At 66.4% G+C, this 26,427-nt stretch carries 1 protein-coding gene (only partly in view); it reads left to right on the top strand.

Every position in this 26,427-nt window falls within one protein-coding gene, locus tag ACQPYR_RS34725, for a LacI family DNA-binding transcriptional regulator (RefSeq protein ID WP_433635445.1), read on the top strand. The gene is 118,200 nt long; 33,294 of those nucleotides lie to the left of the window and 58,479 to its right, leaving coding positions 33,295-59,721 in view (codon 11,099, complete, through codon 19,907, complete); the first codon wholly inside the window starts at position 1. The start codon and the stop codon both lie outside this window.

The raw sequence follows: 26,427 nt of genomic DNA, 5'->3' as shown, positions 1-26,427 counted from the left end.
CTCGCTGCGGAAATCATCGGGCAAGTCGAGTCGAGCGATCCCACCGCGGTCGTGCCGGACTTCCCGGAACACATGCCGCCGCCGATCTGCGCACCGGTGGCGGTGCGGCGGTTCCTGGAATTCCGCGCGGAGCGTATCCGGCGCAACGGCGGTGCATTCGCGGTACCCGAGTCTGTGCTGCCGAATGTCGGCCTCGCCGGGGTGAACGAGGACGAGGTGGCGAAGGAGGCCGACGGCGACTGGCAACGGTTCGCGTCGTTGAATGAACTCATCGCCCACGTAAGTGCCCATGGTGGTGCGATCGCGGGTGCCGTCACCTACCGCAACGGCCGCCGGGTCGGCGGGCACATGTTCGAGGTCGAAGTCGACGACGACGGCCATCTGCTGGTGCACGAGTGGGTGGATGGGCAGCGCAAGGTCTTCCGCGACGGCGAGGTGCGGGAGTGGCTGACCGAGCGCAACAAGCTGAATGTCTTGCGGGTGCACGGCATCGTCGCCGACGCCGACGGCCATGCCGTGATCCCGTTCGTGGAAGGAACGCGCTTCGCGATCGAGGACGACACACCGAATGTCGCCCTCACCGGGCTGCCGCGCGACGACCGTGGCCCGCCGGGCCCCGTGGAACGGGATCGCCAGAACCGGACGGACCTCCACACAGAGGACCTCGCGCTCGACAGCAGCGACGATCGGTCGCGCCTGGCCGAGGTCGAAGCGGTGGTCGAGGTCCTGCGCGATGCCGATCGCGAGGCCATCCGGCGCGAATTCGACCCGGTACTCCTGCTGGACTACAGCCGTGGCGATCGGGTCGATGGCCGGGGCCGCATCGTGCTGGAATACGGCGACACGGCCACCGCGGACACCGTGATCGGTCTTGTGGCGCATACGGAAAATGACCTGTATCGGCTGGCGAAAACCGCTGAATCGCTCGTCGGGTATACCGCCGACCAGCAAGCGCGCGGATCGGTCGCGGTCATTGTGGTGCTGCGCTACGACGACGATCTGCTCCCCGAAGGCCGGGCCCACCATACGGTCGACCTGATCGGCAGCGATGCGGACGCGCTGACCCTGGAGTTGTCGCAGCTGTATGAGCGTCGCGCAGCGTCCTCGCGCAGTGGGGCGAATCTCCCTGTGATCGAGATCGGCGGCATCGGTGACGGTGTCGAAGTAGCGCGCCTGGTGCATGCCCGGCTGGCCGGGCCCGCCGATAACACGCCCGGCGGCAGTGTGCGCTACATCGAGCTGGCCGATGATGCGCTCGACGGCAACGTGCGGGAAATGCCCACGGACGCCTTCGATCTACCGAGCTATCAGCCGCGGCTGCCGACGGAGATCACCGAAGCCGTACTGGCGGATCTGGCCGCCGTCATCCGCGGTGCCGAAATGGATGCCGAACTGGGCGGCTTCACCGAACCCGGATATGCCGACGCCTGGATGCGGTGGCTGGCGGCGACGGTGACCCGGCAACAGGCCACCGGTGAGCGCGCCGAGCTGAGCCGGCTGCAGGCGTTGGTGGAGTGCCTGAACAGGCTCAACCGATTCACCGGCGCACTGCAGGAGAATTGGGCGCCCGATTTCGAGTTCACTACCCGCCTGTTGGCGCTGCCGGTGCGAGAGGAGCCGCGCGCACGGTCCTTCGTGTCGACCGGACTGGCCGCCCCCGAAGAGATCGAAGAGATCACGGTATTCGTCGACGCCGTCCGGTCCACTCCGGAGGCGTTGCGCGCGGGGTTGGACCGCACCCGCCGGGAGTTCGAAAAACAAGTGGCGCGTGGGGAACTCGGGCCGCAGTCGGTAGCTCTGTGGCAGGGCACCGATTCGGAAAGACTGGCCGAGGACCTGGCCAAGGTGGCTGCGGCTCATCCCGATAATGTGTCGATTCGGCTGATCAGCACGACAACCGGTGACCTCGAGCTGGTGCGTGCGGCCATGACCGACGCCCGAATGGTCCAGTACCAGGATCGATTCGACAGCGACGCGGCCCCGCTGGTCGACGTTGACTTCTCCGATGTCGTGCGGGATCAGGACCCCGGCGATCCGGAGCAGCCTGCTTCCACACCGGCCGGCCAGCGGCCTGCCAACCCGGTCCGCGGCAGGGCTGAGCCGCGACCCACGCTGCCCCGATTGCCCAGCGAACCCGGCGTGGACCAGCGAGCGCATGTGTTGTGGCGCTCGCTTTTCGGCGATGCCACGGTGATCGATCGCGACACCTTCCAGGGGCGGTGGGAGAAGGTGAGCCGGGACGACCGGTGGTTGCTGGTGGAGGGGGCACCGGAGAAGCTCGCCGAGCAGCCGGGGGCCCCGGTGCGGTGGCGCGACCGCGCCAACCGGATGCTGCTCGCCCAGCGACTCGACTACCTGTCGACCCTGCAGGCGGCGGGCCGGATCGACGAAATCCCCGGCGGGATAATCGAACTGGAGCAGCTGAGCAACCGTCTGGACGCTTTGGAAGTGGCTGCAGAGAACGCCACGATGCTGCCGGGCCACCCTCACGTATATGTGCTGTCGCTGGGTGTGGATATCCCGTCGCTGGGGCTGGTCGGTAGCGGGCGTCCGCACCGGATGATCGCGGCCTACAACGATCCGGATACCGCGAGTGGGATCACGGTCACCGTGGCGGGCGAGTTGCCATCGGTTCCGGCGCGCCGGGACATGGTGTCGCCGATCGACGCCATGGAGGCCGCCGCGGAGGCATTCGATCCGAGCGGAACACAGGCCTCGGTTGCCTACATCGGTGCGAATGTGGGTGCGGTGCAAGCAGGTTCGGAGCTGGCTCTCGACCTGGAAGACATGACGGTGGTTCAGCGCCACCACCGACCGGCCAGCGGTCTGGCCCGGGTCGAGGTGCGCGCGATGCCCGCTGGAGCGAGTATCGCCGACTCCGCGCAAACGTATGCGGACCTGTTGTCGGACGAAGCCAAGGCTCTGCTCGAGTGGGAACAGTCCGGCCGCGAAACCGGGGATTCGTCGGGCGGCTACCAGCGACCGGACACCTTCGATCCCACGCGGTGGGACGATGTGCTGGAAGGTTTCGACGCCAATTGCACCACCTACGTATCCCACTCCCAGCGCCGCAACCCCGACTGGCAGCACCTGAATCTGCCGGTCGCGGAAGATGTCGGTCCGGACGGCCGATCGGCGGACGAGTTCACCGAACTCCTGCGGGCCGGTTGGCATCCCGAGTCGTTCACCAGCGAAGTGATCGGCGGGCAGACCGCGCACGACCGGATCGCGGCGAGGCTGCTGGTGCTGGGCTCCGGTGCAGTCGCGGTGGTGGTCGACGAGAACACCCACCTCGACCCGAACAGCCCCGACAAGGTCGGCGCGCACACATACGAGATGTATGTCGACCGCGATCGTATTGTGCGAGTGCGTGATTGGAAGTACACCGAACCGGCGGACCACCGCCACGTCGTTCAACGTCCCATCCGCCACGAGCTCGATCAGATCCATACATCCGACGGCACCCCCAAGGAGGGCGTCGAGGAAACCTTCGTCATCTTCCGCCTGCCCGACGGCACCCCGACCGTCGCCTACGACCCGGAAGCCACCGGCGTCCCCAAGCCGAAGACTCGGATCGGGCTTGCCGTGGATGCTGCCGAGGACGGCGGCACACTGAACCCGGACCGGCGGGCCATTCCATGGGTCGGTGACGGTGCGTCCGCAGATCGGCCGGCCGTTACCCTGCCATCCGCGGAACCCGATCCATTGCGCGCGCCGACCGGGCGGCGCACCCAGGTCAACACGACCGATGCGATCGGCCGTCAGCAATTGGAGCGGGAGAACGAGGCCGCTCAGCTGCTCGCCCAGCTCGGTTACGACGTCGAGCAGAACCCGGATGTGCCCGGCCCCAAGAACCCCGATTACCGCATCGAGGGCCGGATCTTCGATCATTACGCCCCCACCACCAGCAAACTCCGCAACGTCATGTACCGGGTGTGGGAGAAGGTGAACGAGGAGCAGGCCGACCGGATCATCGTCAACCTTTCCGATACGAGCGTCAGCGCGGAACAGATCGGTGACCAGTTGCGCCGCAAGCCGATCCGCGGCCTGCGTGAGCTGATCGTGATCGATCAGGCACACCACATCGTCTACATCGATCCGACCGTGCCGCATGCGGGCGCCGACGGTCCGCGCCCGTCGATACGACCGCTGGCCGGATGGGTGCCGCAGCAGCCGATCGATTCCGTTAGCGCCGACTCCGAGGTGGTCGCCAAGCCGCGAACCGTTGCCGCGCAACACCACCTGGCAGGCGAAGGGCCGTTCAACTGCGGTCCGGCCGTGCTGCACTTCGGCCGGCAGCAGCTGGGGCACCAGGTGAGCCCGCCCGCCCTGGACGACCCGCGGATCGCGGTCGCCGGCATGGGGTGGGGTGAGTTCGCCGAGGCGGCGCACGCGGACTGGCGCGCAGAGGGATTCGATTCCGTCGCCGCGATCGCCGAACATGTGCGCGATCATGGCGGCGCGGTGTATGGCGCGGTGCAGTACGCCGGGCGCAGGCGGCGTGCGGTCGGCGGGCACGTCTTCCTCATGTACATGGCGGACGACGGCCAGGTGATGGTCTACGAAAAGGGCAAGGACGGAATCGTCCACTGCACCTTCGAGGAGTGGGACCAGCCACAGCATGTGAAGGCCGTTGAAGGCATCGTCATGAAGCGCGCGACGGCCGGGGACGGTGTCGTCACGAAGGAGAGGCATACCGCCCAAACCCCGCTGGCCGACGGTGAGAAGTCGGTCGTGGCGCTCAGGCGTGGCTTCGGCAAGCGTGGGAATCTGGGGTCCAGGGAACCCGAAGCGCTGGACGCAGCCCTGGACCGAACCCATCGCGACCTGCGGCAGCTGCAATCCAGGAGCACACCGGCACCCCCCGAGGAGGTGCAGCGCCGGGTCGAGGTGCGCGCGGCGTTCCTGGCTTTCGGCGCGCTGACAATGCGTCTCGACGCCAGTCACGTGACGACGCCGGTGTACGTCCGGTCCTATGACGGCACGACTGAGGACGGTAGCCGCGGCCGGATCGTGCTCCAATTCGGAGACCCGGCCACCGCGGACACCGTCCTCGGCTACGCGGCGCGCACCGCGCACAACGATGGCGATATCGGCACGATTACCCGGTCGCTCGTCGATTTCTTTGCCGCCGAACAGGTGTGGCGCGGGTCGGTGGCGATGATCGCGACCCTGCCCATCGATCACGACCATGCCGATCACGGCCGGGCGCCACATGACGTGGATCTGGTGGGCCTGGACGCCGACGCACTGGTAGCACACCTGACCGCCGCCATCGGTGACCGGCAGCCGCAGATCGTACTGATCGGCGACGGTGACGGGGCCGTCGTGACGCGGGAGGCAGAGCCGCAGCTGGACGGCAACGTCACCGTGGCGGAAGCGCCGCGTGGCGTGGACCCGGCGCCTGCGGCGTTCGTACTGTCGGACTACGAAGACGCCCCGGCCGACGCCGCTCCGGTCGATCTGGCGAGGGTGGGGCTGGAACGCCATAGTGACACAGCGGATGTGGTGGCGGCACTGTGGCAGGAGTTGCCATCGGCTCAACGCCGCGCGCTCGCCCAGGCCGCCGCGGACCTGGTCGCCGGCACCGACGGCATCCTGGATACCTTCCGTGCCGATGCGGTGATGCGGCTGTTCGCGCGCGCGATGAACGATCGGCTCGACGCATTCGAGTCGACGCAGGTGGCACGTCTGCGCGCTTTCCTGGCGGCATTGAACCGGGGCGGCCGGCTGACCGAACCGGAACGGCCGCTGCTGCCGATCGCGCTCCCGCTGGGTGAAAGTGTCTCGGAGGAACGCTCATTCGTGTCGATCGGCGAGGTGGGCACCGCCGACGAGATCACCGTGTTCGTCACGGCAGCGGATCCGACGCCCGATGCGATGCGCACCGGCCTGCGCCACGCCACTCATGAGCTCGGCCTGCAGGATGGTTTGCCGCAGCGTCGCCCGGATCTCCGGCGTGCCGCGGTGGTGTGGCAGGGAACCGACCCGCAACGGCTGGCCCGCGACCTGGTTTCGCTGGTCGAGGACGCCAGGGTTCGTGCGGGCCGGGAGAATGCCGCCGAGCCGCAGATCCGCATCGTCGTGGTGGATGACGCCGACAAGGCCCTGACGCGTGCCGCATTCGAGCACGAGCGGTTCGACGGCTACCGTGCAGAATTCGAGCAGGAAACACACCGGCGCGTCGAGGGTTACCTGCGCCCGGAGGTACCGCGCCGGACAGATCGAACCCCACCGCAGGGCGGCGACACCGCGAATAGCGTTGCGCAACGGCAGGTTTTGCCGGATGACCTGGTGGATCCCACAGCGCTGACGCGGTCCGATCTCATCTGGGAACAGAATTTCGGCGCCCCCGGCTGGCGCCTGCGGCCGGAGGAAATAGCGACGATCTGGCGGAAGCTGACCTGGGACGACCGCTGGACTCTGGTCGAAGGGAAGCCGGAGCTGATCGTCGATTCGCGGTATGAGCGGGGAGTCGCCGCGCGATGGCGCGACCGTGCCAATCGGAGGTTGCTCCAGCGCGAGCTGTTCCGGCTGGAGTCGTTGGCAGCGGCGGATTCCGGGCTGTCCGCAAGCGACAGCGCCATGTTGATCGAGCTGCGGCAGCGGCTGGCGGAGTTGATCCAAGCCGAAGAGCTGGCCGCCACGTTGCCCGGCCACCCACCGGTCCATGTGCTTTCACTCGGTTTGACCGGGACCGACCGCCGGCTGATGGTCGCGTTCGGTGACGTCGACACCGCCACCCGCGTCACTGTCACGGTGGCAGGACATGTCACCAATGGCTCGCTGGCAGACGGATTGCGCCACGCCGCGGCCAACTTCGATGAGAACGCGCGCGACAGCGACTCCCAGCGCAGGCATGCGACGGTCGTGTACTTCGGTGCGGACGGCGTCGACATTGCCACCTCGCAGAGGTTGCTCTACGACATCAACAGTCTGTTGCAGACTCGCAGGGCGCTGAAAGTATCCCTGCCGTGGGTGGAGGTCCTGGCACTGCCCGAGGGCATGGATCTGACCAACACCGCGCGGGATCGGACGCTGGCACGGTCCCTGTTCGCAGATGTCGATATCGACTGGGGCGATTTCGAGCAGGTGGACCGCGCGGACCTGGCCGCCTACCGGATTCCGGACACTTCCTTCGAGGTGCCGCTGATCGAATACGCCTTGGAGGGCAATCCGGCGAACTGCAGCACGAATGTGGCCTGGTCCCAACATCGTCGGTGGCCGGACCGGGTTCCGGCGCCGGTGGATGCGCCCGGCCTGCACGGCCGCACGGCCGACGAATACGCGGAGCTGCTTCGCGCCGGCTGGCATCCGGGCGGTTTCCACGCCGACCCGGACGGCGGCCGCACCGTACACGACAAGATCGCCGACGAACTGCTCACCATGGGACCGGGTGCGACCGCCGCGGTGACCGACGAATACCTCGGTTTCGACCCCGAGAACCCCGACGTCGTGGGCTCGCACACCTACGAAATGTATGTCGCCGAGGACGGCAAGACGGTGAAGGTCCGCGACTGGACCTGGGAAAACCCGGTGCAGCGCAACAAGATTCAGCGCCCGGAACCCATCGGCATCACCTACGACCACGTCCGCGGGCAGCGTAAGGCCGATGTGCGGCAGACCTACGCCATCCTGCGTCACGGCGACGGCCGCCCGGCGGTCGAGCATGTGCCGGGGTCGGCGGTCGCGGGCCGCGACATGCCGAAGACCCGGATCGGGCGGCAATGGCGGGGCCGGGCTGGGCAGGAGCTGCCCGAGGTCGGCGACGGCACGGGCGTGCCGGCGCGCGAGCAGTCGGGAGCGGTCGGCGACGGTGAATCTCAACCCGGTTGGCGCAGACGTCTGGCGCGAGTCTTCCGAGGAAAGGGCAGAGCTGCAACGGCCGCGTCCGGGGAGGCCGGCGCGCTGGACACGATTCCGGAGAAATTCCTGTCCACCTATCGGCAGGTGATTTCCGAACGTGCCGGTGCCGCAGCGGATCTGGCGAAACTGGCTGCCAGGATCGACGCCAACGTCGATGCTTTGTCGTCGGATCGATTCGACGAGGAGCTGACGGCCTCACGACGCCGGATGGGCGAACAGGGGGTCCTCGACTCCGCCCGCTATGACACCGAGTTGCGCGCGGCGACCCTTCGTTATCACGAGCTCAACTCCGTGGTCCACCGGCTCGAGGAACTGGCTGGCTCCTCGCATACGGCCCCGTGGCGATACCGACTGCTGAATGCTCACGCAGAGCGCGTGGCTGAATGGACGCGCCAGCACCAGAAGCTACAGGCTGCTGCTGCCGCCGCCGAAGCCGCGGGGGCCACGGAGATCGACCTGACCGCGCTGCGGTCGGAGGAACGATTTACCGCCGAAGTTGCCCGCTTGCAGGGCGAAATTCCCGAGTCCATTCACGGCGAACTGCACTCCTCGGCCGCGCAATACGTCAGTTTGACGGCAGAGATCAGAGAGATCGACCGCGCCATCGCCGTGCACGACACGGTGCGGGAAAGTCGCGTCGACACTCTGGATCCGAGCGTGGACTGGGACTCGCTTGTCGAGGGCTTGTTCGCCGAACGTGACCAGACAGTGCTGTTCGGCTGGGGGCAGGGGCAGTTACTGGACAAGGCTGTCCGCGGGTTGGGGGCCAGGCTGCGGGCGTTCGGCTGGCGTGACGAGGACAAGATCGCGGCGGCAATGGAGACAGCGCGCAGCGCTGGACGTGAAGTGCTGCAGTTCATCGCGGACTTCCCTGAGGAATCGGAAATCTGGCAGGAGGGCGCCGCTGACGAGTTCACTCGAACTCAGGAATTCGTTCGCCTCGAAGGACAGCGGACGGTCCCGGACAACCAGGCTCTGCTTCGGCCGACCATGCGATTGCAGGTGCGATTCTCCGAAGATGCCGATGTCCGATCGCTGCAGGTGTCCGTCGAATGCGATCAGTACCGTCCACTTGGGCAAGTCGAATACGCGGATGGGGCTTGGGCAATTCCGCAGCACAGTGCTGCGGCGGTGGGTGAGGAGGTGCACCGGTCACTGCTGGCTGCTACCAGGTCGGGGGTCGAGTCGCACGGCGAGGTCTGGGCGTATTTCGAAGAGTCCCGCGACCGGGATGAATCCACCCGCGGCCTCGTCGATGGTGACGAGGGGGCTGGATCGCCGTTCGAAGCCTGCCGAAAGATCGTCGAGAAACTATATGACGATCAGCATGTTCGGTTGCTCGGATGGGAAGACGCGAATCTGGATGCTTTGGCCGACGCCGATCGCGAATTGCGTGCGCTGATCGCGGAATATGGTGGTAGGCACAATCTTCGGGAGATTCGCTTCGTTGAAGCAAGCACGCTCGCCGGGGATTTGGCAGTGACGTATTCCCCTGGGACCAGTCACGAGAAGGACAGCCCTGATTTCTATTCGGTCATCGAGATCGACCGCCGGGCGTTGGTCGATCGGGAATGGTCCGAGAAAACCCTGCGGAAGAATCAGAATGTTGGCTGGTTCAGCCGGTCGGCAAGGTCCTTGGTAGCCCACCTCCTGCGGCATGAATTCATCCATGCTGTGGATCGGTTCCACGGGATCAATTACCTGGACGGCGCTGCCATGACAAGAGGGTTGGAAGCGGCCCTCACTGAATACCGAAACCGCTCGTTGGTGCATCCGAACCCCGACATCGCTGGCTGGCTGCGGAAGGCAGCGCCGAAATATGCCCGCTTCCGCAAGATCGCCGATGGAAGTTGGATCAAGGAGTTCAAGCCGCTCGAGATGCTGGCGGAAGGCAGTGCCGGCGGTGCGCTCGACCGGACGCTGCCGTTGCTGCACCCGTCACGGGTTGCGTATGCAATGTCGCATCGACTCGACCCGGCGGTGTTCGCGAAGACCATGGCGAATTGGGAGCAAGCGCACCAGGCCAACCGCGCCGCCCGCGGAGTCCTGCGGCCGGCCGCGGAGGTAGGCGACCAACTGTCCGGTCTACACGGCGAGAGCTACGCGGATTATCAACGTCCACAAACACACTGGCCGCATGCGGACAACCAGTGTGGTCCGTTGACGATGCAGGACATCGGTGAGGAGACCGGCCGGGATGATCTCGGCGGGTTCACTGCCGGGCTCGGCGGTATGCGGGTCAGCGTCATCGAAGAGAAGATGGGCGGGCTCAAGCAGGCTTTCGCCGATATCGATACGGCTGTTGCGCGGTTGGAGGCTTTCGGTTGGCGGACCGATGCGGAGAATCAGGGGATCGATCCGAAGAGGGCGTGGCGCAAGGGTATTGATGCGCCGGGTGACCCCCGGTACATGGTTGAGCCCGAGGCCGAGGTGGGGCTTCTGGTATTCGATCCGACGCATACGGATGGCAGCGGTGCGCATGGTGATATCGGGCATGCGTATTGGTTGGTGCGTCGGGTGGATGCGGATGGAGATGTCCGTATCGAGAAGCGTGATCCGGGTATGGGTGTGTTCCAGCCCAATTTCGTGCCGTCGGCGGAGTCGACTGGGCATCCGGTGTACGGCATGTTCCTTGATCCGCGTGGGCAGCGGGTGGTGGTCGCCGACGCCGATGGTGTGGTAAGTACCAGCACCGAGGACTTCTATGTCGGCAAGTCCGGCACTGCGGAACCGGGAACGCCGGCGCAATCGCTCCGCACCGACGCGCCTCAACCAGGCTTCCGGGAACGCCTGGCACAGTTGTTGCGCGGAAAGATCAGGGCCACACCGGTTGTCGCTCCCCAGCTGACACCGGCTCTGGTCGAACTGCGCCGCCACGACGACAAACGGCTCGCCGAGCTGCATCAAGAGTTCCGCGATCTGGTAGCCCCATTCGGTGACCGGGGCTCGCAGTTGCTGAACCCGAAATCGGAGACCCGGAGCGCATTCGAGCAAGAGCTCACCAACCTGCGGCAAGAGCTGGCCGAGCAGGTGAAAATCGCCGAGCGGCATTTGACCGACCAGGCGCGGGTGCATGAAGAGGTCGGCAAAGTGCTGGGGTCCGTCGAATTCACCCAGACGGTGAAAGACCTTGCGGTCGATTTCTTCCGCCTTTTCGAGGTGATGGAGAAGATCGCGGAAATCGATCGGTACACCCTCAGGGCCCGCCGTATCGATGTGTTGGAAGACGAACTTGCCGACGCATATACGCGCTACGAAATGAGGCTGGATTCGGCTGCCTCGGTGCGGGAGATGGCCGATCGGATTGCGGGCCTAGGCGAATTGGCGGGGCTTGTCCAGAAGACCGAAGACACGATCCCGGAAATGGAGATTGTCCGGGACCGGGACATTACGGACTTCTATTGCATGCGCCCGAGTATGCGGGTAGCGCAGGAGACCTTGGCGAAGGTGCGGGCCCGCTACGACGAGACCCGTGAGCGGCTGCAGGAGTTGCTGGGCAGTGATCCGGCGAACATGCGCGTCGACGAGCTGGAATCGCTGACGCCGGACCCGTTGTCGAACAAAGTGCGGACCCGGGATCCGGAGCGAGAGCAGCAAAAGTACGAGCTCGCAGTGGCATTCGAGGACTGCCAGGCAGTGCTCGCGTATGCCGAGACGGTCGAACAGCGGGATGCGCGACTGCAGGAGCTCACCAGCAAGTTCGATCGAGCGATCGAGGCCGCGCTCGGACCGGCCGCCGAGAACCCGAGCGCCCGAGTCGTATTGAGTGATTCGCTGGCCAGGCTCGCCGATATCGCGGCGGAAGATCGCGCCGAACTACCAGGGGCGCTGTCGGATAACGGTGTACGAATCCGCCTCGACATGGCGATTCGGGATCTCGACGCGGAGACCCTGGACGCCGCCGCGGTGGATGAGCTCCGTCGTGAGGGCGAACGCCTGGCCGACCCACGGCTGATGGAGTTGGGGATACGGCCGTATGTCACCGATCCGGCGAAGGCGATCACGGATATCACCAGGCTGCTGGACGCAGTCGCCCGGATTGGCGGCATCGTCGTACTGCAGGCGGAACAGCGCCGGGCCCATTCCCGGGCAGCGGTAACCGAAGCGGTATTCGATGCTCGGCGGGCCGAGCATCTGGCCCGGTACCCGCGTGACGAAGACGTGTTGAGCACCGCATTGGAGGAGTCGTCCACACTGCTCGACGCGTGGAGAAGCAGCTGGGGCCGTCGCCGTGGCTCGCTCGGCAAGTTGTTCGAGCTTGCCTACGACTATCGGCGTCACGCCGCGCGGGCGGCTGCGCTGGACCAGCAGGCGAGCGAGCTCACGGACTTGGCTCGCCGTCGCCACGCGGCGGCGAGCCGCAGCGAGAAGGCCGAACTAACGCTGCGAGAGCTGTCCAAGGGCAAGCACGGTTACTGGAATTTCACCGCCGAGGTACCCACGGAGCTGCGCAAGAGACGGTACCAACTCCAACGTGACCTCGCCCGTGAGCTGAACCGGAAAATCGCTCGGGATATGGGTATCGAGGCGCCGGAGACCGACGAGCACCACTCGCTGCCGATCGCCTTGATCCACCAGATGGTGTATCAACCCAGTGGGACGGGCCCGCTGACCGATCCCGAAACCGGACAGCACGACGTCGAGCTGGAGTTCTTGGCCATGCAGGCCCTGACGACCGGCGAGATGCTCGATGCCGCAGTCGATTACGCCGCGGCGCTCGCCGAGATCGATCGGCTCGACGCGGCGCTGCGTGCCGGTTTGTCCGATCTGCACCCGCAGGAAACGACCGCCGATGCCACCGGGGACTACCAGCGTCCGGGCGGGCTCGAACACCTGCTGGCCGACGGGCCGAAGAACTGCTTGCCGGAGGCAGCGCGGGCAGCGTGGGCTGCGGTAGGCGGGACAATGCCTGCCGGTTTGGCGGGTCTTGTCGCGGGCCCGGACGGTGTGGCAGCGGCGGATGCGGCGGGAATTGTCGGCGCGGACTGGCACGACAACGGCTTCTACTCGTGGGATGAGCTCTACCACCGTGTGCTCGCGAACAAGGGCGCGATCGTCGCTGTTATGGCGTTCGAGGGCTTCACGAACGAGAACGAGGTCGGCGCGCACGCGGTATGTGTGAAGTGGGATGCCGAACGCCGGCAGGTGATGGTGGTCGAGAACGGTGCGGAGACAGCGTTCGAGAACTGGATCCCGCCGGATCGGGTCGCGCGTCTGGGTGGTATGGAGCTGCTGCCCGGCGGTGTCGCCGCGCGGGCATTGGGCCCGAACGGTGAGTCGGCTGCGGTGGCGGGCCGGGACTTCCGCAACGTCCGCATCGGTGCCCGCATGGACGACGATGTGGCGGTCATACTCGCCACCGCACGTGCCAGCAGGGCTGCCGAGGAGAACCGCGCGCCGGACGAGCAGCGGCAGGCGCTGCCATGGGTCGGTGACGGAACCGCAGATCCGGTATCGGAGCAGTCGACACCCGCTGAGGAGCCCCGCGAACTGGTCGTCATTCCGGCAGAGTTCCGGACGACATATGAGGAGTTGATCGCCGAACAAGACCAAGCGCTCGTCGAGTTGACCGAGACGGCGCGCAAGGCGAATGCCGCCGTGAAGTATCTGCAGTCGCATCAATACGAGCAGGCATTGGAAACCGTGCGGCGCCGTCTGGACATGCAGGGGGCCTCCGGCGCCGCCCTCTCGGCTGAGCTCTGGGCGACGACCATGCATTACCACGAGGTCGGTGCCATGATCCGCCGACTCGAGGAGCTCGGTGCCGTGCGGCCGGAGGATGCGCCGGAACAGCATCGGTTGCTGACGAATCATGCTGTCGCGGTGGAGAATCGGCGCGAGCCGCTGCGCAACCTGCGCGAGGCCCTCGGAACCGACGCACAACCCGAGGCCGTGGATCGTTTTGTGGTGCATCGTGACTCGGTGCGTGAGGCGGCGCGAGTCCTCGCCGCACACGACTACCGAGAAAAACGAGCAGTGGTCATCAAGCTCCGGGAAGATCACGGAGTCCAGTTGACGGGTTGGGAGTACTCGGATGTTCCTCTCGACGCCCTGGTGACCTTCGATCACACCCTGCGCGAGCTGTTTGCGGAATACCGCGGAACACACACCCTCACTGAAATACGTCTCCTCGATGAGGAAGGCATGCGTGCTGTTGATGCCAGGACCCCCGTCTTCGGCAGCAAAGAGGACCGTGCCCCCCGCGCCCTGTGGCGTCTCATGTCGGCGGGCGGGCAGGTCTTCTCCGATATCTCTGTCGATCGACGAATCGTCACCGAGCGGAGATTGACCGCGAAGGCCGTGCGGGAGGCGCAAGCGAAGGGTGTGTGGGGCAAGTTGCCGGGTAAGCCGATCACCGGCTATCTGGTCCACGAGTTCTTGCATGCCGTCGACCAGGCTCTCCAACTGACCGCCCGCGGCACGCTCCGCAAGGAACTCCGCAACGCCTACCACGTTTATCGGCGCCATCCGGTCCTGCGCGTGGACGAGGACTTCCCCACTTGGCTGCAGCGGCTGCCGCGTTATGCCTTCGAAAAAGGTAAACGCGGAAAGCTGAACGACCTGGAGGCATTTGCCGAAGGCGCCGCAACCGGGGGACGAGATCGTTCGCTGCCGCTGACCGATCCGTCGAGGATCGTGTATGCCTTCTCGCACGGCCTCGACGGCGGCGATTACGCCAGGACGATGGCGGACTGGGCACTGGCGCACGCGGTCAACCGGGACACCATGGCCGGTCTCCAGCCGTCGCTGGCGCAAGTGCGCGGCGATGCGCCCGCCGACGAAGGCGATACGGCCTACGTGCACCCGGACCCGCGCCGGCCGCATGCGGATAATCAGTGTGGTCCGTTGACGATGCGCGACATCGGTGTGGTGACGGGCCGCGATGATCTGGGTGGGTTCACCGCTGGGCTCGCGGGTATGCGGGTCAGCGTTATCGAAGAGAAGTTGGGTGGGCCCAAGCAGGCTTTCGCGAATATCGGTGAGGCTGTTTCGCGGTTGGCGGACTGGGGTTGGCGGGTCGATGCCGCGAACCAGGGCATCGATCCGGACAGGGCGTGGCGCAAGGGCATCGATCCGGAGGGCGACCCCCGTGACATGGTCGTGCCCGAGGCCGAGGTGGTCCTGCTGGTGCTCGATCCGACGCATGTCGATGGCACCGGTGCGCATGGCGATGTGGGGCATGCGTATTCGCTGGTTCGCAGGGTGGATGCGGATGGGCGGGTTCGGATCGAGAAGCGTGATCCGGGTATGGGGGTGTTCCAGCCGAATTTCGTGCCGTCGCGGGAGGCAGACGAGCATGTGGTGTTCGGTATGTTCCTCGATGCCCGTGGTCAGCGGGTGGAGTTCGCGGATGCGGATGGTGTGGTGCGCACCAGTACCGAGGACTTCTACGTCAGCAAGTCCGGCGGCGACGTCGGCGAGTTGCTGGCTGTCGTGCGTGCTGGAGATGCTGCGGATCCCGCTCGGCGACAAGAGGCTTTGCGAGGTCTGGCGAGCATATTCGGACAGCAGGTCTTCCAGCACGTGCTGGGCCGGCTCAATGATCGGCAGGCAGCGCCCCTGGCGCGTGCCGCCACCGATGACGTGCTCGCCACTGCGGCACAGCACAACTGGACCGCGCCCGCCGGGCAGGCCATCGGTGAATGGTTGCTCGAGATCGCGCCGATGGCGGTGGAACGCCGGATCGCCCAACGCATTCGAGCCGTGGTTCTGGACCGGCTGCGAGAAGACGAGTCGAGCGACGATCCCGATACCGCCGCCCACGCACCGATGCGCGCACAGGCTGTGGCGTCGGCGCATCCAGCATTGATCACGCAGGCACTGAACGGAATCTCCCGTGGACCACAACGGGAATGGCTGCGCCGACGGGTCGGCATGGCACTTCCGCGGGAGACGGTGGAACCTCTGGTGGCGAAGCTCGGATGGGCCACCGACATGGCCGCGCTCGACCAGAGCGCGAAGCGCGCACTGGCAGATGTCCTGATGGCGATCTTCCCGATCTCACTGCACGACCTTCCGGCATCGGGCACACCGGAATACGAATTACTGAACCTGTTGGTGACCCATCGTTTCCCTGCAGAAGTAGTGGATACCATCGGTGGTGACCTGGCTCGTTTGCGAGATGCGGTCGCGGGACTGACAGGCCGCAGTGCCGAATATTGCAATCTCCGGTTCTTGCGCGGTCTTTCCCAAGGCCAGGTTATGAACACCTTGGGCCTTGCAGATGCGGGCGAGGCATCGCTACTCTCGCGCGTTAGCGACCACTTGATGATTTCGCTCCTCGAGGCACCCGAGCCGCCGGTAGTCGATTTCGACGACTGGCTGAGCCGGCTTCCCGAACCGGGGCAGGATTACGACCGGCGTGTAGCAGAAGTGATGGAGCGACTCTCGCCGGAGCTCGCGCAGATCGTTGCCGGCGATATCACAACTTTGGCGCAGGCCATCGCATTTCTCGGGCCGCAGCAGATGGCCATGTGCTATCTGACGATCTTGCATGATGAGTCGCTTCTCGACGCGAGCCGGGCACTGATGCTGACTCGGCATACCGCGTACGGCGTGAAGCGAGTTGCGATGGCGCGGCTGGTTGATCTGCTCGCCGGCGACCGGCCCGGCACTGTGACATCCGAGCCCGGCGTGGAGCAGGGTCCGGCCGCGGATGTTCCGCGGGAACCGATGGAAGAGGGCGATGAAAGCGGTTCGACCGCAATCGATTTCACGCCGAGTTCGCCGCCTACGGCAACAGACGTGGCACGTGTTGCGGGTGTCCCGCTCAGCATCGTCATTCTGGTGCTGAACAGGAAGGCGGTCAGCCCGCGGCTGCACGAGCAAGTGGTCGCGGCAGCGCAGCGCATCGGATTCGAACTGTCCGAGGAGGTCGAGCAGCCACAGCAACTACCGAAGCCGGTTTCCGAGTTTGTGGTGTCACGTCGTGCGCGAGTGCCGGTGACCGTCGTAAGGCGGATGGCCCGCGAAGTTTCCGGTGCGGGAACGGTTCCCGAAACGATGCGGGAGCGTGTATCGGTTGTGATGCGGGAGCTCGAATACGAGTTCCGTGACGGTGCTGTGGCCTCGAAATACGCATTCACGCCCAGGTTCAAGTGGACGACCCTTGCCCGGGAAGCCGGAGTCGAAAGGGGCACCCTGCGTCACCTGCTCGCGGGCGGGCGGGTGTCGGCACGCACTCACGAGTTGATCGTCGCAGCGGCCGCCCGGCTCGGGATCGAGCTCCCGGCAGAGCTGTTGGCGCCCCCGCCACAGTCGCCGCCCTCGCAAGCGCAATTGGCTGATGAGGCGGGCGTATCCACCACGGAAGTCGCCCGGGTACTCAACGGCTATCGTGTCACTCATGCCACGTGGCGCGCGGTCCTCGATGCGGCTGTGCGGATAGGTTTCGAACTTCCCGAAGCAGCTCTGCAACCACCGATTTGGTGGAATACCAGTGAAATCGCGCGCAGGGCAGGGACATCGAAGGTCACTGTTCGCCGTGTGCGGAACGGACAGTGGGTTTCTCCGGAACAGCGCGCTCGGGTGATCGAGGCGATGCGCGCCCTCGTACCCGAACTCGTGGATCGGATTCCGCCTGCGCCGGCCCAACCACCGCGGCGGCTGGGCAAAGCCGATATCGCCCGGGAGGCCGGAGTGTCGTACTCCACGGTCGTCCGTGTGTTCGCGAACGCGGATGTGGACCCGCAACTGCGGCAGCGTGTACTGGCGACGGCAGACCGTCTCGGTGTCCCGGTACCCGAGGAGGTCCGGAACCGACCCGTGCCCCGACGCAAGGTCACCCTGACCGAGGTGGCTCGGGAGGCGGGGGTTGCCGTCAGCGTCGTGCACAAGGCGTTCAACGGTGCACGGGTGCTGCCCGAGACGATGACGTCGGTGCTGCGAGCGGCGACCATACTCGGGTACCCGCTGACCCCGGATGCGCTGGCCAAAATCCAACTGCCGCAGCAGTTCGCGGCAGATCTGGCCGATGCGGCCGGCGTGCCGCCGGAGATCGTGCACCGGGTGTTCGCGGGCCGGGATGTGGATGCGATCTCGTGGATGCAGGTGCGTGATGCGGCCATGCGACTCGGATTGCTGCCCAGGCAGCCGTCGTTTGCGGATGTCGCTCGGTTGGCTGGGGTCGATACCCGGACGGTGCGGAGCGCCTTCGCGGGTAGACCGGTGTTCCCGGACAGGATGCGAGTGGTGCTTGCCGCAGCCTTCCGGGCCGGAGTACCGATGACCGCGAGTGTCCTGTCGCAGTTCCAACTGCCGGATCTCTGTGTCGCGGACCTGGCGGTCGAGGTCGGGGTATCCGACGAGATCGTGCGCCGGGTGTTCGCGGGTCAGGATGTGAACGAGCAACTGCGGCACTGGGTGTTGCAGGCCGCACGGATGACCGATCGCTCATCGCTATCGGAATCCGCTCTCCGGCAGGAACTCTCCCGCCGTATGACGTACTCGTCGGTGGCGCGGGAAGCGGGGCTCACACTCAGCGCGGCTCATGAGACGTTCACCGGGGTCTGGGTGGCGGCGGAAACGACACGAGCGGTGCTTTCCGCCGCGATCCGGCTGGGCTTCCCGCTATCTCCCGAGGTGTTGTCCCGGATTCATCTGCGCGATGAGTTCGTGGCGGCGTTGTCCGAGGCGGCCGATGTACCCGGTGACGTTGTGCGTGCGGTGTTCGCGGGCCGGACCATCGACGTTCGATACGTGCAGTTGCGGGAGCGGTTGTTGGCTGCGGTGACCGAGCTGCCGCCGGCCCCCGATCGGCCGACCTACGGGCAGATCGCCGAGCTGGCCGGAGTGAACGAGGCGGCCGTGGCCAACGTCTTCAATGGTCGCGAGGTGCGTCCGGAACGGTTGCGTGCGGTGCTGGCCGCAGCGTTTGGGCTCGGCTTTCCGCTATCTGGGGAGGTGTTGTCCCGGATACGTCTGCACGACGCGTTCGTCGCGGCTCTGGCCCGGGCGGCCGACGTGTCCGAAGATGTGGTGCGCGACGCATTTTCGAGCCAGGACGCGGACAACCGGCATGAGGAGTTGCGTCAGCAATTGCTGGCTGCGGTGGCAGACCTGCCGTCTGCTCCACGGCCGACCTACGCGCAGATCGCCCAGGTGGCCGGGGTCAGCGTTGCGACGGTGTCGAGTGTCTTCAACGGTCGCCGGGTGGGGCCGCAACGATTGCGGGCGGTACTGGCCGCAGCGATCGACCTCGACTTCCCGATGACACCGGAGGTCCTGTCCGGTATTCAACTGCCGGAGCAATTCGTCGGTGATCTCGCGACGGAGCTGGAATGGACCACCAGTGCGGTGCGCGACGCGTTCTCGGGTGACCGGGCCGACCGGCAAACGCAGCAACGGTTGCTCGCGGCTGTCGCTCGTCGCGCAGATCCGGCCGCCGCGGACATGGATCAAGTCCCGGACTCCGGCACCGAAAACGATTCGCTCCCAACGGTCTTCACCGGGGACCTGCCGTCGGCACAGCCCGTCGATGTCGAGCAGGTATGGGCGTTGCGTACGCAACTGGCCGAGCTGCTGGAGATGGATCCGGCGAATGTGACCCGTGGCCGGGTATGGCAGCTGCTGAACGCCCCGAATACCGGCGAACGAGCCGTGCCGATGGCGGGGAACGTGATCGAGGTTGCTCAATGCTTCCTGGCGGTGACGAGCGACGAGGTGAACAGGAAGCCGAACCAGCTCGACATCTCACGTCTGTCCGGAGTGACTCCCGCGACCGTGTCCAGGGTGCTTCGACGCCGCACCCCGGTCTACACCGAAGCCGAACAGCGGGTACTCGCCGCGGCGGCACTGGTCGGCGTGCGCATTCCTGAGGGCCTTCAACGCGCCATCGACCCGGAATTCATCCGCACCAGGTTCATTGCGCCCAGGTTCGTCGACGGACAGTTCGTCCCCGGGCGATTCCGTGAACAGCCCACCCAAGATGACGTGGCGGATGCCGCGAATGTGGACGGTGGCAAGCGGGTTGTCAGCCAGGTGCTGACGGGGGCGGATTCACCCGATACCGACACCGCGCTACGGGTGTTCGCTGCCGCCGATCGGATCGGCTACTGGTACTCGCCGTATCGCGGGGATGCCGATCTCGAGCGGCCGCGAGGGACGGCACCTTCGCCCAGCTCGCTGCTGGATGTGGATGGACCGGGTTACGCCACCCGCGCCGGCGTCGCCGCCATGGGCGGGCCGACCGCTGCGCGGAGGGACGGCGACCCGGCGGTTGCGGATGTGACTCCATCCGTTCCGTTGTCACCCGACCATGTCCATGCGGACGGCCCCAAGAACTGTCTCCCCGTCGCGGCACGGAATGCGTGGGCGGCGGTCGGGCGTCCGGTGCCGGACGGGTTGGCCGGGTTTACCGCCGGGCCCAACGGTGTGTTGCTGCGGGATGCGCCCGGGGTGGTGGGCGTCGGATTCGACGAGAGCATCACCTCGTTGGCGGGTGCGCGGTACCGGGTGGCGCATGACGGCGGCGCGGTGGTTGCGGTGCTGGTGTTCGAGGGTGTCGATGGGCAGCCGCCGCAGTGGGGGCATGCGGTGAGTATCAAGCGCGGCGTCGATGGGGTCGTGCGGGTGTTCGAAGAGGGAATGACCGGGGAGGGTGTGGCATTCGAGGAGTGGGAGCCGCCGGCGGGCGTGATCCGCGATGCCGACGGGGAGCCGGTGGTCGTGGCCATGCGGATGACGGGTTCGGCTGCCGACGATGTCCCGGTCAGTAGGGAATTGCCAGCTGCGGCACGGGTATTCGAGCATGTTCGGGTCGGTGTGCCCGCGCCGGAACCGGATGATCATGTGGAGCCGCGGCCCGCTGTACCGGCGATACCGAGTGAGGTTTCGGCGCATCAGTGGGAGAACTTCTGGGCGGGTGTGATCGCCGAGGCGGACCTGGCGGGCAGCACGGGCTTCGACGACCTCAACCCGCTGGCGGCGGATCTGTTGCGGTTGGTGATGGAGCAGCGGTGGAAGGATCTGCCCGCGGCGGTCCAGCAGCAGATCGTGGGGCTGCTGAGTGACCCGGTGGAACGGTGGTTGGCGGAAACCGCTGGTGCACCTCTGCCGACCGCCGAGCAGCTGCCGGAGTCGATGGCCGACGAGCTGAACCGGATGCTGCTCGCCCGGCGCAGGCAGGAGTTGGCGGGTATCGAGCAGCCCACTGCCGAGAATGTGCGGGACCTGGCCGAGGTCGACAACTGGATCAACCGATTGCGGATCGCGGAGCGGTGGGTAACCCACCTGCCTGGTCATCCGCGGGTTCGGTTGCTGCGCTTGGACTCCGGTGACTCGCGGCAGTTGGTGCTCACCGTCGGCGACCTGCGATCCGCGCAGGTGCCCGAGGTCCAGATCCACGTCTATGACAGCGAGTCCGACGCGGCAGCCGATGACGGTCTGAACGCGGTACTGAACCACGCCTCGCGGGCGACGCCGGGCGCGGCGCTGTGGTTCGGCCGGGACGCGGCGGCACTCGAGGCGTTTGTGCGGGGGCTGGCGCCCGCACGCGGCATAAGCGGCCGGTCGGACTCCGATATCACGGTGATCGGGCACGACGAGGCTTCCCGTCAGGTGATACGTCGCCTGAACCGCGTCGACTTGAGCAGGCAGCGCAATGAGGTTTCCTCGAGCGCATCCATTCCCGAGGCGATGGTGCTGCCGGTGAACGATCCGGAAAACATCATCCGGGACGCATTGCGGTGGGCCGGGATGTCGAGCATCCAGGACATGGTGCTGCCCGCCGGTGCCACCTTTGCCGATGCGGCCGAGATGGGTGCGGCCAACGCGAAGCGGTGGCGCGGGTGGCCGAGCTACGTGCAAGAAGTGCTCAGCAAGCACCATCCCGATGTATTGGCCCAGGCCGTCGGTCTACCCGACGAGGTACGTCACAAAGCGAACCAATCAACATTGGCGGCCGACATGGCCGCGGTCGACGCCGCAAACGCCGCTGGGGAGTCATCCGGCGCCGCACACCGGCAGCGACTGGCGGAGGTCAATGACACGGACCGAGCGATGAAACTGGCTCGACAGCTCCTGCGGCGGGAACTGGACGAGGATGAGATTCAGTTGTTGTCCCGCACCCGCACCCCGGACGGCGATTTCGAACTGATGATCGGCCTCGGAAGGCCCAGTACTGCGGGCAAAGTGCAAAGGCTCGTGCTGGGCGCCGCGAAGCCAGGCAGTCCGAGTACGCCGATCTCGCTGGCAGTCACGCAGTTCCGGACGCTGCGCCAGTCGTCGCCCGATGCCGCACTGGTCTTCATCGTCCAGGGGGCCGACACCGATCGGTCTGCGGGTTCGGGCCGGGTGGCCGAATCGGCCACGGCCGCCGCCGAATCGGCCGCGGAGCGGTTCGTACTCGAGATCGTGGCCGACAATGCTGCCCGCCGCGCGTTGCACCCGTACGAACAGCGCCCGTACAACCACCTTGTCGGCCTGCCGGCCGGTGTGCCCGGGGTACTGCACGCCGCGCGGCTGCTGTACCGGCGGGGTGAGATCGACCTGGTGTCCGGGGATTCGGCCCCCGTCCGGTCCGAGAACCCCGTCGGGAGCATTGCGCTGCTGCTGGCGGATGCTCGGGCAGAGGTGGCCGAAATCCACGGCGAGATCGAACGACTGATCGGAAACCTGCGATTCGGCGGTGCCGCTGCGCGGCTGCCCGCGCAGGCGTTGGAACTCGACCGGATCGATGACACCTTGCAGGATCTGGCCGCCGCGAGACGTCCTGCTGCGGGCAACGCCGAGATTCTCGGCGAATGTGTCCGGCTCGCAGCACAATTGCGACTGGCCGTCGTCCTGGGGAACCACCTCGGCAAGGATCGGCAAACAGGACGTGACGCACAGTTCTGGACGGATCTGGACAACCGCCCGCAGGTCCGGGAAGCGGTGAGTGTGCTCGCCGGGCGTCAGGTGCTCGCGGTTCGGATCGCTGATTTGGTGCAGGGAGCGTTGTCCGACAGCACTATCGATCTGGACGAGACCTCCGAGCTCTGGACGCTGGAAACGCTGAACGAGCTGAACCTGGACCGGATACGGGACTGGGTGGCGGAACTGTCGGCCTCGGCGCACACCTCCGAGCACCGGGATCGCGTCACCGAATTGATCGGCCTGGCAGCCGAATTGACGGCTATCGATATCGAAGCCGCTTATCTGCGCTCCCGGACCCGCGACGCTGTCGAGATGTCGAGTGTGGGCACTCTGGAAAATGCTGTGTCGGAGGCCTATACGTATCGTGCTGCCCTGCGACGGGGATTGGATGGTCAGTGCGGGGCCCTGAATGTGCCCGCCGGCACGGGCATCAACCCCGATCGGGTGAGCAGACTGTATGACGAATTGCTCCGGGATCTCGGTGAACGGTTGCGGCTATCCGAGCGAGAACTGGAACTGCGTCGCATACACGTCGCGATCGAGTTCCTGAAATCCATGAATGACCCGCGCGTGGGCGAGTTGTCCGGGCTGGAACGTCGGCTCCGCGGTCTGAAAGGACTGCTGGAGAGCTCGAAGAGGTTTTCCGAAGCCGATGAGAAGTTGCGGTGGTTGGTGCATCGAGCAGAGCTGCTGGCCGCCGCTCGCAACGCGGATGTCGCGCTCGACGACGAGGTTGCCGGTTTCGCCGTCGGCCTCGGCCTCGACCTGGACGTGTGGGCGGATGAACAGCTCGTGACGGTGCTGTCCGAGATCACCGAAAAGTACCGGCCCGCAATGGCTCCGCGGCCACCGGCTGCGCCCGCGATCCGGTCGGGCGTCGTGCCGGAGTCCGAGATGGCCACGACTGAATACGATTTCGAGGAGCGTCACAGTCCGGCGCTGGTGTGCGGCCCGATGGTGCAGGCCGTCATCGTAGCCGGTGCGGGCGAGCAGGCCGCCGGAATGAAGCCGGCTTCGGTCGATGACTGGAAGATCATCACCGGGGGGATGACCGGATCGGCGTTCGCGAAGGGGCTGGATGCGAACTGGGAGTCGAATTCGCCACTGAAGGGGTCGGCGGCGCTGGCCGAGCTGGTGTGGCAGGTCGGTCTGGACGACAACGATGTGTCCATGGCCGCGGCGGTGCTGGATATCAGCGGTCAGGGTTTCGCGCACGCGGTCGCCGTGGTGCGGGTGAATCAGGCGCTGATCGACGAGTTCCCGCAATTGGAGGGGCAGATCGGTCGAGTCGCGGTGTTCGACAATGGGTACGACGAGACCGACGATGGGTGGATCATCGGTGATGTCGCGATCACCCGGTGGATACACCGCGCCGGTCCGGATGTGCGGAAGGTGCACCGCCTGCTGTTCGGTGACGACGGCGCACCGAAGCGGAGATTGGGCGATCGGCAACCGTTGTCGCTGCTTGGACCCGCCGAACCGGTGGGTGTGCGAATGGCCGGGCCTCCGAACGAACACTCCGGTGGGGAAGACCCACCACAACTGCCGCTGTGGCGTGCTGTGGCCGTGGATGCCGCGGTGTCGGTCCGGACGGTGTTGTCCGTGGTCAAGGGAATGCCGGTACCCGGCCCGATCGGCGCACGGGTCGCCGCGGCGGCGGACCTGCACGGCCTGGAGCTGACCGCGCCGGTGTCGGCGGACCCGGAATTGGAGACCGAGTCCGATCCATGGGCGACGTCGTGGGATGTGGCTGCGGCAGCGGGGGTTTCGCCCGCGACGGTGCGAGAGGTGGTGTCCCGGCGTGCGTCGGTGCACGACCTGTCGAACCGTCGCGTGCTGGCCGCCGCCGTGCAGCTGAGCTACCCGGACCTGCCGATCAGCCTGCATGCCGCCATGCGCCAAACCGCGGCGATCGCTGCGGCTGCCCGCGTCGACGAGGACGTTGTCGTCTGGGTGCTCGATGGGCGGCTCTCGGTCGAAACCGAGTACGGGGCGAAGGTTTTCGACACCATATTGCAGCTGGTCGAATGGGAGGCTCAGCCGGCGCGCGGTGTCGAGGGATTGATTTCCGCCTCGGCACCGGCATACGCGATAGCACCGAGGAGAATGCCGGATGCGCAGCCACCGGAAGGGGTGGGAGACGGCGTAACATCCTCGGCCGCAGGTGAATTCGACGCTTATGACGCGTTGGAGCAGCTACCCGAGCATGCCCGCATAAAGAAGGTGGCGGACAAGGCCGGGGTAGCCGAGGTCACCGTCGTGGACCTGCTGGCAGGTCTGGAAATCGACGAGCGTGTCGCGCAACGGATCCGGCGCGCCGCCACCCGAATCGAGTCTCGGCTGCCCCGCCCGCGGACGCCGGAGGCGGTCGCGTGGATTGCCGGGACCTCGGTGAACGCGGTCATGAAGGTGCGCAACGGTCAGCCGTTGCACAACGAGTCCGTCGAACAGCGCGTTCGTGATGCACTCGGGCTCGTCGGGCCGCTGGTTCCGGGGCAGCGCCGGGCAGAGGGCACACCGGGTGCGGACCGCACTGTGCCGGGGCAGCGGGAACCGGAGGCCGGGCCGGGTCGTACGGATGGCCTGCTGCCCGGACAGCGGCAACCGGAGGGCGAGTCGCCCGGCCGTCCGCGCGGTTTCGTCGAATTGATCGCCGCCATGCTGCCGCAGTGGGCGACGACGCAAATCGCCGGTGAGCAGGCCGCAGGCACCACCCAGGACGGTGCCACCACGCCGTCGGCCCCGGATTCCGACGACCGGCGAGCCGCATTGCTGCGCGCCGCGCAGAGCGGAGATCGCGACGCCCTCCGCGAATTCCGCGCCGCGCAGGACGCCGCGCTGCTGGAGTGGCTGAAGTTCGAGGTGGCGGACAAGGAGGTAGCGGCCCGGCTGCGGGAGCGGGTCTTCGATCTGGTCTTCGCCAAGACACTGCCGCCGGGGCATCGATCCAACATCTGGTTCATGAGCCAGATCGGCCTGGTGGTGGCCGAAGAACGGGCGCGCCAGGCCTTCGCCGAACGGGTGTGGGCGTCATTCCTGCGCGCGGCCGGGGTCGACGAGAGCCTGATCGCCGGTGCGGCTTCGGGATCCCACCCCGGCGGTCCGCTGACCGCCGTCGCGCCCGAGGTGCTGCAGGCCGCGCTCGCGTCGTTGGCATCGCCGGATGAGCGCTGGATCGTGTGGGAGCACCACGTCCATCGGCATGATCTGGATACCCTCGCCGCGGCCACACAGCGGTCGGTATCGGAGCTCGAGGAGCTGGAACGCCGGGCGGTGCGCGCGTTCGTCACCGAGGCGCGGTTGCTGTCGGACCCGAATGCGTTGATGCGCAGTGTCGATCGGGTCGAGGGTGCGGACAGCGATAACGACCGGCTCGCGCACGACATGGAAGCGCGGATCGAACAATTGGCCGGCGAGGTCGCCGTCCAGCTGCACGAGAGCTTCCGGGAGCTGTTCCGCGACACCGAGACGACCTACCTCAAACAGATGCGGATGCCGGACGGTTCGAAGATCCCGGCCGGCACACCGAAGAGCGCTCAAGTCGATATCGCGAACCTGACCTTCGAGAAACTGCCGCAATACTTCCAGGAGGTGAACCGGCGCCGGGCCGAGACCGCATTGCGGATCGCGCTGGCGGTACAGGCGGCGGGTGTGGAGCTGTCCACACCGTCGGCGCTCGAGTTGATCGCCGCGCAGATCCACGAAACA

Source organism: Nocardia sp. CA-120079, assembly GCF_050955745.1.
Taxonomy (GTDB): Bacteria; Actinomycetota; Actinomycetes; order Mycobacteriales; family Mycobacteriaceae; genus Nocardia.
The sequence above is the reverse complement of the archived record's forward strand: the minus strand, read 5'-3'. Positions and strand labels throughout refer to the sequence as shown.